The following is a 15,400-nucleotide window of genomic DNA, read 5'->3' as shown; positions in this document are numbered from 1 at the left end:
GGACCTGGCCCGGGGCCTCAGCGGCTGTTGGCGGCCACGCGGCTCTTGCCCTGCGCGGTCGGGCGCGCAGCCACCGGCTTGCCGGCCGACTTGCGCTGGGCCGTGGCTGACGTGGCGGCGCGGTTGCCGCGGGCCTTGGCCGTCGCGCTGGGGCTGCTCTTGCGGGCGGTCGCGGCCTTGCCCGGCAGGTAGAGCACCACCGCCTGGCCGGTCTTGAAGTGGGCACCGGCGGCCACCTTGTTCCAACCGGCCACACTGGCGGCGCTGAGCCGGTAGCGCGCGGCGATCGAGGCCACGCTGTCATTCTTGCGCGCCTTCACGGTGGTGCGGCGCAGCGCCGGGGCGTCAGGGGCGAGCAGCATCGTCGCGTTGTCGGCCACGCGCTCGGACACGTCGTCCTGGTGGCGGTGCGGGTGCCGGGGCACCATCAGCGTCGACCCGGCGCGCACCAGCATGCGCGGCGGGATGCGATTGGCCTGGCGCAGTTCCGCTTCGCTCATGCCCACCCGCTTGGCGGCATCGGCCGGCTTCATCGTCGTCGGCACGACCCAGGCGGTCCAGCTGGCCAGCGGGCCCTGGTAACCAGGCAGCGCGCGCACGAACTCGTTGGCGTTGTCGTAGGGCAGCAGCACCTGCGGCGTGCCGGCAGCCAGGATAACCGGCTTGTTGAGCGAGGGGTTCAGCGCGTGGAATTCGTCGAGCGGCAGGCCGGCCAGGCGGGCCACCAGGGCTGCGTCGATGTCGCGCTGGATCGGCACGCTCAGGAAGTAGGGGTGGTTCTCGATCGCGGGCAGCGTCAGTCCGAAGGCCTCGGGCCGCGCGATGAGGTTCTTCACGGCCTGCAGCTTGGGCACGTAGTAGCGGGTCTCGTCCGGCATCTTCAGGCTGAGGTAGTCGGTCGGCAGGCCGAGCTTCTGGTTGCGCGCGATCGCACGGCCCACGCTGCCTTCGCCCCAGTTGTAGGCGGCCAGCGCGAGATGCCAGTCGCCGAACATGCCGTGCAGCTTCTGCAGGTAGTCGAGCGCGGCGCGCGTGGAGGCCAGCACGTCGCGTCGGTCGTCGCGGAAGGCGTTCTGCGCCAGATCGAAGTGCTTGCCGGTCGATGGGATGAACTGCCACATGCCCGAGGCCTTGGCGGTCGACATGGCCTGCGGGTTGAAGGCGCTCTCGATGAACGGCAGCAGGGCCAGCTCGGTGGGCATGCCGCGCCGTTCGATCTCCTCGACCACATGGAACAGGTAGCGACTCGACCGCTCGGTCATGCGCTGCACGTAATCGGGCCGCGTGGCGTACCACTGCTCGCGGTCGCGGACCAGCGGCGTGTCGAGGTCGGGCATCGCGAAGCCGCGCCGCACGCGCATCCACAGATCGCGTTGCGCCGCGATGGCGTCGAGGTCGACCGGCTCTTCCGGGCGCACGGGATCGGTCGGTGAGCCGGCTGCGACGGCGGCATCGTTCGGCGCGGCGGCGCTGGCGGCGGCCACGCCGGGCGCTGCGGCCTCGGGGGGCGGCGTGGCACCGGACGCGGCGGTGCCGGCGTTGACGACGGGAGCCGTGACCGGTTCGGGCGACGGGGCGGTGGCGCAGGCTGCCAGCACGAGCGTCAGGGCCAGCACGGACAGCGTGGCGCGACGCTTCGGCGTGAGCAGCAGGGCGGTCATCGGAATTCGTTCTTCCACTGTCGCAACGCCGCGAGCACGCTCACCGCATCGTCGCCGGCGGCGCCATGCGCGCGGGCACTGGTTCGGACCTGCGCGCTCGTGACGCGCAGAAAGGGGTTGACCTGTCGTTCACGCGCCACCGTGCTGGGCAGCGTGGGCAGGTCGCGTTGTCGCAGCGACTCGCACTGCGCAACGTAGTCGATCAGATCGGCGTTGCCAGGTTCCACGGCGCACGCGAATTTCAGGTTGCCGAGTGTGTACTCGTGGGCGCAGCACACCCGCGTGTCGCCGGGCAGCGCGGCCAGGCGCGACAGCGACGCATGCATCTGCGCCGGCGTGCCCTCGAACAACCGGCCGCAGCCACCACTGAACAGCGTGTCGCCGCAGAACAGGATGGGTGCCTCGCCGGCCGGCTGGCCGAAGTAGGCGATGTGGCCAGCGGTGTGGCCGGGCACGTCGATCACCTCGAAGCGCGTGCCGAACAGCTCGATCGCATCGCCGTCGCGCAGCGGCAGGCAGGGCTGCGGGATGGTCTCGCGCGCCGGACCGTAGACCGGTCCGCGGCCGTCGGGCAAACGTGCACGCAGCGCGTCGACGCCGCCGACGTGGTCGCCGTGATGGTGGGTCACTACAATCGCCGCGAGCTTCAGTGACCGCTCGTCGAGCGCGCGAGTCACCGGCGCGGCTTCCCCCGGATCGACGACGATGGCCGACACGCCATCGTGGAGCATCCAGATGTAGTTGTCCGTGAAGGCGGGAACAGCGATCAGGTTCATGGTGCAGGAAGCGTCGAGTATAGATTTGCCCTTGTGGCTGCAGACCCCGCCCGGCCGGTACGTGTTGGCGTGGGAACAGGCGCGCATCGAAACGCATGTGGCCGATGTGTTCGGATTTCACGCATTGCAGCTCGGCCTGCCGGAGATCGATGCGCTGCAGGCCAACCGCATGCCGCACCGTTGGCTTGCGTTGTCGGCCCGCGAGGTCGCCGCGGCGACCGTTCAAGAAGACGGCGGCACCGCGCCGCGCACCGTGGCGCTGTCGTGCGATTTCGATGCCTTGCCGTTCGCGAGCCAGAGCCTTGACCTCGTGGTGCTGCCGCACACGCTGGAACTGACGCGCGACCCCCACCACACCCTGCGCGAGGTCGAGCGTGTGCTCGTGCCCGAAGGTCAGGTCGTGATCACCGGACTGAATCCGACCAGCCTGTGGGGTCTGCGCCAGGCGGGCGGACGTGCGGCGCAGCGCCTCGGCCGCCGCAGCGACGACGAGCGTCTGTTCCTGCCGCGTGCCGGCGACTTCATCGCCTACCGGCGCCTGCGCGACTGGCTGCGCCTGCTCAGCTTCGAGGTCGAGAGCGGCGGCTTCGGCTGCTACCGACCGGCCTTGCGCTCGCAGGCCTGGCTGGACCGCTACGCGTGGATGGAGCGCGCGGGCGAACGCTGGTGGCCGGTGTTCGGCGCGGTCTACCTGCTCAAGGCCGTGAAGCGCGTGCGCGGCATGCGCCTCATCGGCCCGGCCTGGAAGAAGGCGCCGAAGCCGCGCGCCGCGCCGGCCGTCGTCAGCCACAAGCACCACCGGGCAGGATCGTCGCCCGACGACAGAGAGAAGAGATTCGAGACATGAAGTGGATCGCCTACACCGATGGCGCCTGTGCGCCGTCGAATCCCGGGCCGGCGGCCTGGGGCGCCGTGCTCATCGCACCGGACGGCCGCACCGAGACCGATCATTTCGGCTTCATCGGCCACGGTACCAACCAGATCGCCGAACTGACTGCGGCGATCGAAGGCCTGACGCGCGTGCCGGCCGGCGCGCTGGTGGAACTGGTGTCGGACAGCCAGTACGTGCTCAAGGGCCTGAGCGAGTGGCGTGCCGGCTGGGAGCGCAAGGGCTACCGCAACTCCAAGGGCGAGCCGGTGGCCAACCTGGGCCTGTGGAAGCAGCTGTTCGCGCTGGCCGATGCGCGCAAGGTGTCGACGCGCTGGGTGCGCGGACACAACGGCGACCCGCTCAACGAGCGCGCCGATGCGCTCGCGAACAAGGCGCTGGCGCTGAAGTCGGGCAGCGCCGGCTGAGTCCGGTCGCTGCGTCCCCGCTCAGAGCAGCTGCCAGACCAGACCCAGCAGCCCGGCGGCCAGCACGACCGGGATCACGCCGATCCGCAAGCCGAACAGCGCGACGGCCGCCGCCGCGCCGATCAGTGCCGCGGGCCACTCGAAGCGCCCCGCCAGCCCGTCCGGCCACAGCACGTGGTAGGCGAAGAACACCGCGAGGTTGACGATCACGCCGACCACCGCGGCGGTGATGCCGGTCAGCGGCGCGGTGAACTGCAGCTTGCCGTGCGTGGTCTCGATGAAGGGCCCGCCCAGCAGGATGAACAGGAAGGACGGCAGGAAGGTGAAGTAGGTGACGACCACGGCGGCGGCGGCGCCGGCCGCGAACAGGGCGTCGGGCCCGAACACCGCATGAGTCCAGGCGCCGACGAAACCGACGAAGGCCACCACCATGATCAGCGGGCCGGGCGTGGTCTCGCCGAGCGCCAGGCCGTCGATCATCTGCGGCCCGGTCAGCCACTGGTAGTGTTCGACCGCGCCCTGGTAGACATAGGGCAGCACCGCGTAGGCGCCGCCAAAGGTCAGCAGCGCGGCCTTGGTGAAGAACCAGCCCATCTGCGTCAGCACCGCCGACCAGCCGAAGGCCAGGCTCAGCGCGCCGAGGACCACGACCCACAAGGCCACGAAGACCACCAGCACGCGCGTCGCATGCGGCCAGGAGAAGCGGGCGTGGGCCGGCGTCGGCGTGTCGTCGTCAATCAGCGCCGGCCCCAGGCGCGCTGCACCCTGGCCCTGGCCGCCGCCGATCGCGAAGCGATCCGGCAGGTAGCGGCCCCCGAGGTGGCCGAGCAGGCCGGCCGCCAGCACGATCAGCGGGAACGGCGTGTGCAGCGCGAAGATCGCCACGAAGGCCGCGACCGCGATGGCCCACAGCCAGGCGTTCTTCAGCGCGCGGGAACCGATGCGCCAGGCAGCGAACACCACGATCGCGGTGACCGCCGGCTTGATGCCGTACAGCAGGCCCGCCACCGCCGGCAGTTCGCCGTAGGCCAGGTAGACCCACGACAGCGCGATCAGGATGAACAGCGAGGGCAGCACGAACAGCCCGCCGGCCACCAGGCCGCCCCAGGTGCGGTGCATCAGCCAGCCGATGTAGGTGGCCAACTGCTGCGCCTCCGGACCGGGCAGCACCATGCAGTAGTTCAGCGCGTGGAGGAAGCGCTGCTCCGAGATCCAGCGGCGCCGCTCGACCAGCTCCTGGTGCATGATCGAGATCTGCCCGGCCGGACCGCCGAAGCTGATGAAGCCGAGCTTGAGCCAGAACGCGAAGGCCTCGCGGAGGCTGACTTCGGCGGGCGGGTCGGTGTCGCTGGGGTTCATCGGCGGCGTGCATCCTCACGGCATCGCGCCGTCGCACCGACAGTATCCCAGCGTTCCGCGATGGCTCAGGGCATCGCTTCGACGTGCGCCTTGGTGATCGCGCCGTCCGAGCGGCCCTTCAGGTAGGCGTAGAGCTGGTCGATGTTGCCGACCACGTTGGGCGCCTGCCCGAAGCTCGGCATGCCCTTCTCGAGGCGGCCCTGGGTCACGGTGGTCACGAACTCGGCCTTGCTCAGCGTCTTCAGGCTGTTGATCAGCGAGGGGCCGACCATGCCCTCCTGGTTGGCGCCATGACAGCGGTCGCAGGCCGCGGCGCGCCAGGTGCGGAAGCCCTTCATCGTTTCGGGATCGACCTTGTAGCCGTCGACCACCTTGTACGGTGCCGCGCCGCCAGAGGGCGTGGCCGCTGCAGCGGCGGGCTTGGCGTCGGCCGAAGGCGCAGCAGCCGGCGTCTCAGCGGTGGCCGCGGGTGGCTTGGCGGCGGGCGTGGGCGTGGCCTTCAGGTCGCGCAGGCACACGATGCGGGCGCCCCCTTGAAGCGATTCGCAGTAGGCGCGGTCGGCTTCCAGATCGGCCCGTGCCGTGCCGGTGACGAGCAGCATCGCCAGTGCCGCGTGCGGGGCGATGCATTGTTTCCACGAGGGCTTCATTCCACTGATGCGCATTCATTGACTCCTGGTTGGGTTCGGCCGGACGCCCGCATCGAACCGCGATGCGAGGGTGACAAGCGCACCGTAGGGCGTCCGTGCAGGCACCGTAGTCGGCGGGCGCCGCCGATATGTGTAGGCGGCTTCCCACATCAGGCAGATGTCAGCTCGTCGCGCGCGGCGCGACGGCGAATCGACAGCGTCGTGACGGTGCACTGTCAGGTGGCGCGGCGCATCAGTCGCCGGGTGCACAGCCCTCGCACGGCGCCGGCTCGGGGCGGTCCAGCGCCTGACGCAGCTGCCGCAACGCGGTGCGCACGCCTTCCTCGATCACCGGGTGATAGAACGGCTGGGCCAGGGCCTCGTCGACTGTTTCTCCGCGGCCGATGCTCCAGGCCAGCAGGTGGCCCAGGTGTTCGGCGGCAGGGCCCAGCATCTCGGCACCGAGCAGGCGGCGCGTGCCGCGTTCGCCGTACACGTGCAGGGCGCCGACGTTGCGCCCGATCACGCGGCTGCGGCCCTGGTTCGCGAAACTCACGGTACCGGTCGCGAAGCGCGTGCCGGCGGCGGTCAGCTCGCGGTGGCTGCGACCGGCCACCGCGATCTGCGGTTCGCAGAACACCACCGCCAGCGGCGTGCGGCGACGCCCGGCCTGCACGTCGGGATAGCGCCCGGCGTTGCGGCCGGCGATCAGACCTTCATCCGACGCTTCGTGCAGCAGTGGGCGGTCGTCGCCCGCATCGCCGGCGATGAAGACGTGCGAGCAGCCGATGCGCATCGTGGTGGGGTCGTGCAGCGGCACGCCGTCGGCGTCGCAGTCGAGGCCGGTGTGCTCGAGCCCGAGCGCGTCGGTGTTCGGTCGCCGGCCGATGGCGGCGAGCAGCACGTCGAAGCGCTCGCTGTGCGTGCCGGAGGCGCTGCACCAGTGGACGGCGACCTCGTCGCCGAGCCGCTCGACGCGCTGCACCGTGGCGTCGCGCTGCAGCGGCAGCGTCGCATCGAAGTGGCTGGCGGCCAGCGCCGCCAGCGCCGGATCGCTGAGCGGGCCGACCGTCGGTCCGCGGCCCAGCAGACGCACGCGCACGCCCAGCAGATGCAGTGCCTGCGCCAGTTCGAGACCGATCGCTCCGGTGCCGACCACGGCCACCGAACGCGGCAGGTCCTGCCAGTCGAACACGTCGTCGTTGACGATCAGGCGATCGCCGAGCGCGCTGCGCCACTCGGGTGGCAGGCGCGGCCGCGAGCCGGTGGCGATCACCACGCGGTCGGCGCGCACGGTGAGCGCGCCCCCGGCGCCGTCCACCTGCAAGTGGTGCGGGTCGAGGAAGCGGGCCACGCCGTCCAGCCGGTGGTCGGGGGCGATGCGCTCGATGTCGTCGAGCACGAAGCCGACGAAGCGGTCGCGCTCGGCGCGCACGCGTGCCATCACCCGCGCGCCGTCGATGCGCACGCCCTGCACGTCGATGCCGAAGCGCGCCGCGTCATTGACGGCGTGCGCGGCCTCGGCGGCGGCGATCAGCAGCTTGCTCGGCATGCAGCCGACGCGGGCGCAGGTGGTGCCGAGCGGGCCGGGGTCGATCAGCAGCACGCGCTCGGTGTGCTCGCGCGCCGCACGGTAGGCGCTCAGGCCGGCCGAGCCGGCGCCGAGAATGGCCACGTCGACGTCGCGCACCGGGGTCATGAGGGCTCCTTGCAGATCGATCGTTGCGGGCAGGCCGTCGGCGCGACGCGCCCCGGGCTCAGACGAGCCCGTCGAACGGCAGCACGTCGACGTACCCGCCGCGCTCGACCGAGGCCTGTTCATGGTGCAGCACGACCAGGCCGTTGGCCACGCTCATGCTGCGCAGGATGCCCGAGCCCTGGGCACCGGTGAGCTGCACGTCCCAGTCGCCGTCGGCGGCGCGCGAGACGATGCCGCGCTGGTACTCGGTGCGGCCCGGCTTCTTGCGGATGGCCTCGGTGGCGCGCGCGCGCAGCAGCGGCAGGCTCTGCGGCGTGGCGCCGGCCATCGCCAGCAGCGCGTCGCGCACGAAGGCGTAGAAGGTCACCATCACCGCGACCGGGTTGCCGGGCAGACCGAACAGCACCGCGGTGCGGCCGTTCGAGGCGACGCGGCCGAAGGCCATCGGCCGACCGGGCCGCATCGCGATGCGCCAGAACGCCACTTCGCCGAGCCGCGCCATCACCTGCTTGGTGTGGTCGGCCTCGCCGACGCTGACGCCCCCCGAGGTGATCACCGCATCGGCGTTCTCGCAGGCGCTGCGGAAGGCGGCTTCCAGCGCGGCCGGATCGTCGCGCACCACGCCCAGGTCGAGCAGGTCGACACCCAGGCGCGTGAGCATGCCGTGGATCGTGTAGCGGTTGCTGTCGTAGACGCAGCCGGCCTCGAGCGGCTCGCCGATCGAGCGCAGCTCGTCGCCGGTGGAGAAGAAGGCGACGCGCAGCCGGCGCCGCACCGGCACCTCGGCCTGGCCCAGCGACGCGAGCAGGCCGATGTCGGCCGGGCGCAGCACCCGGCCGGCCTGCAGCGCGGCCTCGCCGCGCGCGAGGTCCTCGCCGGCAAGACGGCGGTTGTCGCCGGTGCGCACCACGCCAGCGGGCAGCGTGACGGTGCCGTCGGCGACGCTGGTGAACTCCTGCGGCACGACGGTGTCCAGGCCGGCCGGCATCACGGCACCGGTCATGATGCGCACGCACTCACCCGCGGCCACGCGGCCCTCGAACTGCTGGCCGGCAAAGCCGGTGCCGGCCAGGCGCAGCGTGGTGGGCTGGCTGTCGCGCAGATCGGCACCGCGCAGCGCGTAGCCGTCCATCGCCGAGTTGTCGTGCGCCGGCACGTCGATCGGCGAGACGATGTCGCGCGCCAGCACGCGGCCGAGCGCACTGCGCAGCGCGAGTTGCTCCACCGCGCCGACCCGCGGCACGAAGCGCGCGATGAAGTCCTGCGCCTGCGCCACGGCCAGCGCATTGGGGTCGTAACCAGCGACGCAGGAGGCGATCTGTTCGATCGACGGCAGGGCGGAGGGGTTCGGTGAGTCCATCGTCAGGGCGCGTGCTTCACAGCGTGAGCTGCATGTGTGCGCGATCGAAGTAGTGTTCGCCGCGCGCGTCGACCAGCCGCACCGCGCGCGGCAGCAGGCCGTAGCGGCGGAAGCCCGCACGTTCGTAGAGCCGCAGCACGCGGTCGCTCGACGCGGTGACGCTGAGCACGATCATCTGCAGGTCGGTGGCCTGGTGCGCCGCGGTGACGCAGGCGCCGACGAGTGCGCTGCCGATGCCGTGGCCGTTATGGGTGGGCAGCACCATCAGCCCGATCAGGCGGCTGATATGGCGGGTCTTGTTGCGGGTGTCGCGCTCGAGGCCGACCGATCCGACGAGCCGCTCGCGTCCGCCGTCTTCCTTGACGAAGGCGCCCAGCAGGAAGCTGCCGCCCAGCGGCTCGTTCAGCCCGAGCCGGCCCAGATAGCTCTCGGGCGTGCGCAGGCGCTGGCTCTCGTGGTCGGAGGTGAAGGCCTCGGGGTAGCGGCGCAGCGCCTCGTCGCGCAGGTTCTTGTAGGCCAGCAGGTCGGCCGGGCCCAGGCGCCGGATCACCGCAGGCTGCTGCGCGTTCGGGCGCCGGGCCAGGGTCGGCTCAGACACGCTGCGTCTCCAGCCGGCGCAGCTCGTCCAGCGTGTTGGCGTTGAAGAACGGGGCGGCGTCGAAGTCGACCATCGCGCAGCGGTGCTGCGCCGTCCAGCGGTCGATCTTGCGGCCCCCGGCGTGGACGAAGCGGACCAGGCTTTCCAGCAGGGTGGCGCGCAGCAGGCAGAACACCGGCTGGGGCCGCGGCGCGGCGGGTGCGTCGGCGCTGTCGGGGGCGCGCACCATCGCGAGCTCGGCGTCCTCGGCCTCCAGTGCGTGGGCCAGGCGGGCCACCAGATCGTCTGGGAAGTCCGGCGTGTCGCAGGGCACGGTCACGACGAACGGCGTCTCGGCACGCTCCAGCCCGACCAGGAAGCCCGACAGCGGCCCGGCGAAGTCGGGATCGGCGTCGGGCCAGACCGGCACCCCGAAGCTCTCGTAGGCGGCCAGGTTGCGGTTGGCATTGATCATCGCCGCCCCGACCTGGGGTTGCAGCCGCATCAGCGCGTGCAGCGCGAGCGGGATGCCGCGGTAGGGCTGCAGGCCCTTGTCCACGCCGCCCATGCGGCTGCCACGCCCGCCAGCGAGGACGACACCCGTGATGTGTTCGGCGCCGATCATCGCGCTCGTGCCTCAACCACCGATGTAGCTCATCTCGACCTTGGCGGCTGCTGCCTCTGCGCCGGCCGCACTGCCGCGCAGTTCGGAGTAGCGGTCGTCGCGGCCCTGCCAGATCTGCCCGATCGCCGCGGCGATCTGCCGGTCGTCGTAGGCGGCCGGGTCGCGCAGCAGTGCGCGCAGGTCGTGGCCGCGCTGCGCGAACAGGCAGAGGTAGAGCTTGCCCTCGGTCGACAGCCGGGCGCGGTTGCAGTCGCCGCAGAAAGCGTGCGTGACGCTGGAGATCACGCCGATCTCGCCGCGGCCATCGACATAGCCCCAGCGCTCGGCGGTCTCGCCCGGCGCGGTGGGCTCGAGCGCACGCAGCGGGAAGGCCTCGTGGATGCGCTGCACCACCTGCGCCGAGGGCAGCACCTCGTCCATGCGCCAGCCGTTGGTGATGCCGACATCCATGTACTCGATGAAGCGCAGCACCACCCGGCCGCCGAACCGTTCGCGGAAGAAGCGCGCCATCGGCACGATCTCCTGGTCGTTGGTTCCGCGCTTGACCACCATATTGACCTTGATCGGCGCCAAGCCGGCGGCGATCGCCGCTTCGATGCCGGCCAGCACGTCGGCCACCGGGAAGTCGACGTCGTTCATGCGGCGGAACACGGCGTCGTCGAGTGCATCGAGGCTGACCGTGACGCGCCGCAGCCCGGCCATGCGCAGCGCCACCGCCTTGCGCGCGAGCAGCGAGGCGTTGGTGGTGAGCGTCAGGTCCAGCGGCTCGCCGTCGGGCGTGCGCAGCGCGGCCAGTTGCGCGACCAGGATCTCGAGGTTCTTGCGCAGCAGCGGCTCGCCGCCGGTCAGGCGGATCTTGCGCACGCCGTGCAGCGTGAACAGGCGCGCCAGCCGCGTGGTTTCCTCGAAGCTCAGCAACTCGCCGTGCGGCAGGAAGCGGTGGTCCTTGTCGAACACTTCCTTGGGCATGCAGTAGCTGCAGCGGAAGTTGCAGCGGTCGGTGACCGAAATGCGCAGGTCGTGCAGCGCGCGGCCGCGGCGGTCGCTCAGCAGCCCGCTCGGCGGCGGCGCCTGCGCGGGCACGGCCGGCCGCGCGGCGTGTTGCCGGTGGTCGATCAGGGGGATGCTGCGCTCGGCCATGCGGCATTGTGCCGCGGGCGCCGCACCGCGCCGTGCGCGCCGCTCAATGACCGGGGCTGGCGAGTGGCGAGGCGAGGGCGGTCGCGGCGACCGCGGGTGTCGGTGCCGGGCTCGCCACGGCGGCCGTTTCGGCCGGCTGCGGCGCGCGCCGTGCGCCGTCGTAGCGCTTGCTCCAGTAGGCGACGCGCATGTCCTCCACGCGCACCTTGCCGCCGGTGCGGGGGGCGTGGATGAACTTGCCGTCGCCGACGTAGATGCCGACATGCGAGAACGCCGTGCGCAGGGTGTTGAAGAACACCAGGTCGCCAGGCTTGAGATCGTCACGGTTGACGTTCAGCAGGCCCGGCGCCTTGGCCTGCTCGTTCGAGCGGCGCGGCAGCACCAGCCCGACGCTGGCCTCGAACACGTGGCGCGTGAAACCGCTGCAGTCGAAACCCTGCTCGGCAGTCTCGCCGCCGCGGCGGTAGCGCACACCCAGGAAGTTCATGGCCGAGAGCACGAGGTCCGAGGTCCAGTCGGCGGCGCGCTCGCGCACCTGCTGGGCGAACGAGGCATCGGCCGGGATCGGATCGATCAGGCCGCGCTCGGCGAGGAAACGGGCCACGCTGTCCGGCGCGCTGTCGGTGGCACCCGGCTCGGCCTGCGCGCCCGTGCCGGCCAGGCACAAGGCCAGGCACAGGCCGGCCCATGGCGGCCGCAAGCTCCGGGGCAGTCGGATCATGGCCGCGAAGATAGCGGCCGCCGGGCGCTGACGTCAAGGCGGAAACTTCTTGTTTCACAAACACTTAGCTGGCTTTCTCGGTCGATCGACGGTGCCCGGCAGGGGCTTGCGGCGGTCGGTCTTGAAAAATGTAGACGATCGGTCTAATCTTCGGGCGCCATGCCTTCCTCTTCCCTTGCGCCAGATCGCGCGCGTCCCGCCGCCGTCCGGCGCAGCCATGCCGAACGTGGCGACGCTCGTGATGGCACGCGGGCCCGGTTGGTGCGCGCCGGCATCGAGGCCGTGCTCGAACGCGGCTGGGCCGCCAGCGGCGTGGACGCCGTGCTGCGTTCGGCCGGGGTGCCGAAAGGCTCGTTCTATCACTACTTTCCCAGCAAGGACGACTTCGGCTACGCGGTGCTGGAGGGCTACCAGGCGTTCTTCCTGAAGCGGCTCGAGCGCTGCTTCGGCGGCGAAGCGCCGGCGGCGCGCAGCCTCGATGCGCAGTTCGCCGACTTCCTGGCCGAGTCGCTCGACGGCATGGCCCGGCACGGCTGGCAGCGCGGTTGCCTGGTCGGCGCGCTGGGCCAGGAACTGGGCGGGCTGCACGAGGGCTTCCGGCGGCGTCTGCTGGCCTCGCTCGACGAATGGGGCGAGGTCCTGGCGCGTGCGCTGGCCGCGGCGCAAGCGCGCGGTGAGGTGCGCCGCGGGCTCGATCCCGCGCTGGCCGCGCGCGGCTTCTGGGCGGCCTGGGAAGGCGCCGTGCTGCGCGCCCGCCTGGCGCGCGACGGCGCGCCGCTGGAGGCCGCCATCGCCGACTTCCGACGGCTCGTCGCACCCGACTGAGCCCCGACCGACCCCGACCATCCACTCACGAGGAGACGAGAGACATGTTCAAGGCTTTGGTGCTCGACAAGAGCGAGGGTTTTCGCGCCGAGGTGCGCGAGGTCGACGACAGCTTCCTGCCGGACGGCGACGTCACGGTGGCGATCGACTACTCCACGCTCAACTACAAGGACGGCCTGGCGATCACCAACCGCCTGCCGGTCGTGCGCAGCTGGCCGATGGTCGCCGGCATCGACGGCGCCGGCACCGTGATCGAGAGCCGCCACCCCGCCTGGAAGGCCGGCGACCGTGTGGTGCTGAACGGCTTCGGCGTCGCCGAGGTCCACAAGGGTTGCCTGGCCGGCAAGGCGCGACTCAAGGGGGACTGGCTGGTGCGCCTGCCCGATGCCTTCACGCCCCGGCAGGCGATGGCGATCGGCACGGCCGGCTACACCGCGATGCTGAGCGTGCTGGCGCTCGAGCGCCATGGCATCCAGGCCGGCGACGGCGAGGTGCTGGTGACCGGCGCGACCGGCGGCGTGGGCTCGGTCGCGGTGGCACTGCTGCACAAGCTGGGCCATCGCGTCGTCGCGGCCACCGGCAAGGCCAGCGAGGCCGACTACCTGAAGCAACTGGGGGCCGAGTCGGTGATCGACCGTGCCGAGCTGAGCGCGCCCGGCAAGCCGCTGCAGACCGAACGCTGGGCCGCGGTGGTCGACGCGGTGGGCAGCCACACGCTCGTCAACGCCTGCGCCCAGACGCGCTACGGCGGCGCCGTGACCGCCTGCGGCCTGGCGCAGGGCGCCGACCTGCCGGGCACGGTGATGCCCTTCATCCTGCGCAGCGTGGCGCTGCTCGGCGTGGACAGCGTGATGGCGCCGCTGGCGCTGCGCCAGCAGGCCTGGGCGCGTCTTGCGAAGGATCTGGACCCCGCGCTGCTGCAGTCGATGACCACCGAGATCGGCCTCGACGAGGCGATCGACGCCGCCGGCAAGCTGATGCGCGGCGAGGTGCGTGGCCGCATCGTGGTGCGCACGCAGGGCTGAGTGCGGCCTCTCAGTCCTTCTGTCGCGTCGGCTCCGGCAGCGCCACCATCACCGGCTGGCCGGGCACGGTGCAGCCGCTGTCGCAGCAGCGGCCCGGCTGGCGGTTCCGGGTGATCGCGCGCGTCTCGTCATGCAGTACGCCGCGATCGAGCAGGCGCTCGACCAGCTCCACCTTGCTGCCCACCGGGTAGTTGCGCCAGATCTCCTGCTTCAGCGCGGCCGGCGAGCCGCCGCCGTGCAGGCTGATCACCGAGTACCAGCCGCCCTGGTAGGAGGCGGTCAGGTCCTCGATGAAGCGCGCGACCTCGATGCGCTTGTCGTACGGCACCGCCGGGTTGGCGCGCAGCACCTCCGACAGCGTGGCGGCGGTGGCCGGGTTGTGGTCCTCGTCGGGGCCGGGCAGCGCGACGACCAGGCCGCCGGAGACCTCGTGTGCCAGGCGGTGCATGTCGTAGATCTGGGTCGACATCAGCAGCTTGCCGATGTTGCTGAACACCGGCTCGGGCATGAAGCTGCCGCTGTAAGGGTCGGCCGCGCCGTAGACGCTGGCCGCCACGCCGCAGGCGAAGAAGCCCTCGGTGATCTTGATCAACTCGACCATCGGCTCGCGCAGGTTGCTCTTCTCGCCCGGATCGAAGCCGTTGGCCTCGCACATCAGCGCGCCGGCGCCGATCAGCAGGTCGCCGAAGCCGGCGCGCGCGGCGATGCAGCTGTGGCGATGGTGGGTGGCGTAGCTGTAGGTCAGCACGCCGCTGTGTTCCCACTCTCCGTCCTGGCCGGCGTAGAACACGCGCTCCCAGGGCACGAACACCCGGTCGAAGATCACCACCGCGGTGGCCTGGCCGTAGCGGCGCGAGAACAGCGCCGCGCCGTGCTCGAGCTTGTCGCCCGGCCGGCCCGCCGGGCGCGACACCAGCGTCATGCCCGGCGCGTCGATCGGCACCGCGCAGCAGACGGCGAAGTCGGCGTCCTCGGCACCCATGTTGCGCCCCGGCATGACCAGCAGCTCGTGCATGTAGGGCGCGCCGGTCACGATGGCCTTGGTGCCCGAGATCACGATGCCCTTGCCGTTGCGCTCGACCACGTGCACATAGGTGTCGGGGTGGGCCTGCTGGTGCGGACGCTTGCTGCGGTCGCCCTTGGCGTCGGTCATCGCGACGCCGAGGCTCAGGTCCTCGTCTTGCACGCGCGCCAGGTAAGCCTGGAAGCGGGCGCGGTGCTCGGTACTGCCCTTGGCGTCGTCCAGGCGCGCGCTGACCTGGGCGATGCCGTTCAGCGCATCGTGCATCAGGTAGCGCTGCGCGCAGCCGGTCTCCTGGCACAGCAGGCGCACCGCCTCGAGCTTGTTGAGCAGGTCGCCGGCCGACTCGTTGATGTGGGCCATGCGGTTCACGGTGAGGCCGCGGTCCGACTGCACGGCCAGCGCCAGCGGCGCCATCGCCGGGTCGCGGGCGAAGTCGTAGGTGTAGGCGAGGGCGTTGACGCCCGGGCGCAGCGACGGCGCGTCGGCCACCGAGTCGACCCGCTGGCCGTCGACGTAGACCGTCGGCTTGTAGCGGCGCAGCGAGTCGCGGTAGTCGGCGCCGGACATCAGGGAGGCCGGGCGGGCCGGCGGGGCGATGGAGGTCGGAGCGTTCATGGCGGCAGGTCTTCGCGGTGGGAGGAGCAGGGAATTGAACAGTGTTTAAAGAATTGATCAACTGTATA

At 71.4% G+C, this 15,400-nt stretch carries 15 protein-coding genes; 4 read left to right on the top strand and 11 right to left on the bottom strand.

The window, feature by feature from the left end:
- Positions 1–17 precede the first annotated feature (17 nt).
- On the bottom strand, positions 18–1,661 hold the full coding sequence (locus C1M51_RS16330) for a transglycosylase SLT domain-containing protein (RefSeq protein WP_129451455.1): 1,644 nt from the start codon (positions 1,659–1,661) through the stop codon (positions 18–20).
- Positions 1,658–2,437: a hydroxyacylglutathione hydrolase gene (gene gloB, locus C1M51_RS16325; RefSeq protein WP_036234713.1), complete on the bottom strand. Its 780-nt coding sequence runs from the start codon at positions 2,435–2,437 to the stop codon at positions 1,658–1,660. Before gloB ends, C1M51_RS16330 begins: the two co-directional genes overlap by 4 nt.
- Here gloB and C1M51_RS16320 point away from each other — a divergent pair.
- Positions 2,436–3,284, top strand: a complete 849-nt coding sequence (locus tag C1M51_RS16320) for a class I SAM-dependent methyltransferase (RefSeq protein WP_129451453.1) — start codon at positions 2,436–2,438, stop codon at positions 3,282–3,284. The two genes, gloB and C1M51_RS16320, sit on opposite strands and share 2 nt — an antisense overlap.
- Complete coding sequence (locus tag C1M51_RS16315; protein WP_129451451.1) at positions 3,281–3,733, top strand: ribonuclease H; 453 nt, start codon at positions 3,281–3,283, stop codon at positions 3,731–3,733. The genes C1M51_RS16320 and C1M51_RS16315 overlap by 4 nt, the downstream gene beginning before the upstream one ends.
- 21 nt (positions 3,734–3,754) lie before the next feature.
- Here C1M51_RS16315 and chrA read toward each other — a convergent pair whose 3' ends face one another.
- From chrA to C1M51_RS16275, 8 genes are all read right to left on the bottom strand, one after another.
- Entirely contained in the window at positions 3,755–5,092 is a 1,338-nt protein-coding gene (chrA, locus tag C1M51_RS16310) for a chromate efflux transporter (RefSeq protein WP_129451449.1), read from the bottom strand.
- A gap of 65 nt (positions 5,093–5,157) precedes the next feature.
- Positions 5,158–5,610 carry a cytochrome c gene (locus C1M51_RS19290; RefSeq protein WP_242500056.1) on the bottom strand — a complete coding sequence of 151 codons (453 nt, stop codon included), beginning with the start codon at positions 5,608–5,610 and terminating at the stop codon, positions 5,158–5,160.
- Positions 5,611–5,974: 364 nt separating this feature from the next.
- Positions 5,975–7,420, bottom strand: a complete 1,446-nt coding sequence (locus C1M51_RS16300; protein ID WP_129451447.1) for a dihydrolipoyl dehydrogenase — start codon at positions 7,418–7,420, stop codon at positions 5,975–5,977.
- A gap of 58 nt (positions 7,421–7,478) precedes the next feature.
- Positions 7,479–8,780, bottom strand: coding sequence for a gephyrin-like molybdotransferase Glp (glp, locus tag C1M51_RS16295; protein WP_129451445.1), 1,302 nt, complete (start codon positions 8,778–8,780; stop codon positions 7,479–7,481).
- Between the two features lie 16 nt (positions 8,781–8,796).
- Positions 8,797–9,378, bottom strand: coding sequence for a GNAT family N-acetyltransferase (locus tag C1M51_RS16290; RefSeq protein WP_129451443.1), 582 nt, complete (start codon positions 9,376–9,378; stop codon positions 8,797–8,799).
- On the bottom strand, positions 9,371–9,982 hold the full coding sequence (gene mobA, locus C1M51_RS16285; protein WP_129451441.1) for a molybdenum cofactor guanylyltransferase MobA: 612 nt from the start codon (positions 9,980–9,982) through the stop codon (positions 9,371–9,373). The genes C1M51_RS16290 and mobA overlap by 8 nt, the downstream gene beginning before the upstream one ends.
- A gap of 12 nt (positions 9,983–9,994) precedes the next feature.
- Complete coding sequence (gene moaA, locus C1M51_RS16280; protein ID WP_129451439.1) at positions 9,995–11,122, bottom strand: GTP 3',8-cyclase MoaA; 1,128 nt, start codon at positions 11,120–11,122, stop codon at positions 9,995–9,997.
- 43 nt (positions 11,123–11,165) lie between these two features.
- Entirely contained in the window at positions 11,166–11,843 is a 678-nt protein-coding gene (locus tag C1M51_RS16275) for a C40 family peptidase (RefSeq protein WP_129451438.1), read from the bottom strand.
- Positions 11,844–12,002: 159 nt separating this feature from the next.
- Between C1M51_RS16275 and C1M51_RS16270 the strand changes: the two genes are divergently transcribed.
- Positions 12,003–12,668 carry a TetR/AcrR family transcriptional regulator gene (locus C1M51_RS16270; protein WP_129451436.1) on the top strand — a complete coding sequence of 222 codons (666 nt, stop codon included), beginning with the start codon at positions 12,003–12,005 and terminating at the stop codon, positions 12,666–12,668.
- Positions 12,669–12,712: 44 nt separating this feature from the next.
- Positions 12,713–13,693, top strand: a complete 981-nt coding sequence (locus tag C1M51_RS16265; RefSeq protein ID WP_129451434.1) for an MDR family oxidoreductase — start codon at positions 12,713–12,715, stop codon at positions 13,691–13,693.
- Between the two features lie 10 nt (positions 13,694–13,703).
- Here the strand turns inward: C1M51_RS16265 and C1M51_RS16260 are convergent, their stop codons facing one another.
- On the bottom strand, positions 13,704–15,332 hold the full coding sequence (locus C1M51_RS16260) for a 4-hydroxyphenylacetate 3-hydroxylase family protein (RefSeq protein ID WP_129451432.1): 1,629 nt from the start codon (positions 15,330–15,332) through the stop codon (positions 13,704–13,706).
- Between the last annotated feature and the right edge of the window lie 68 nt (positions 15,333–15,400).

Source organism: Methylibium sp. Pch-M, assembly GCF_004136295.1.
Lineage (GTDB): Bacteria > Pseudomonadota > Gammaproteobacteria > Burkholderiales > Burkholderiaceae_C > Methylibium > Methylibium petroleiphilum.
This window is presented reverse-complemented; position numbering and strand designations above follow the sequence as displayed.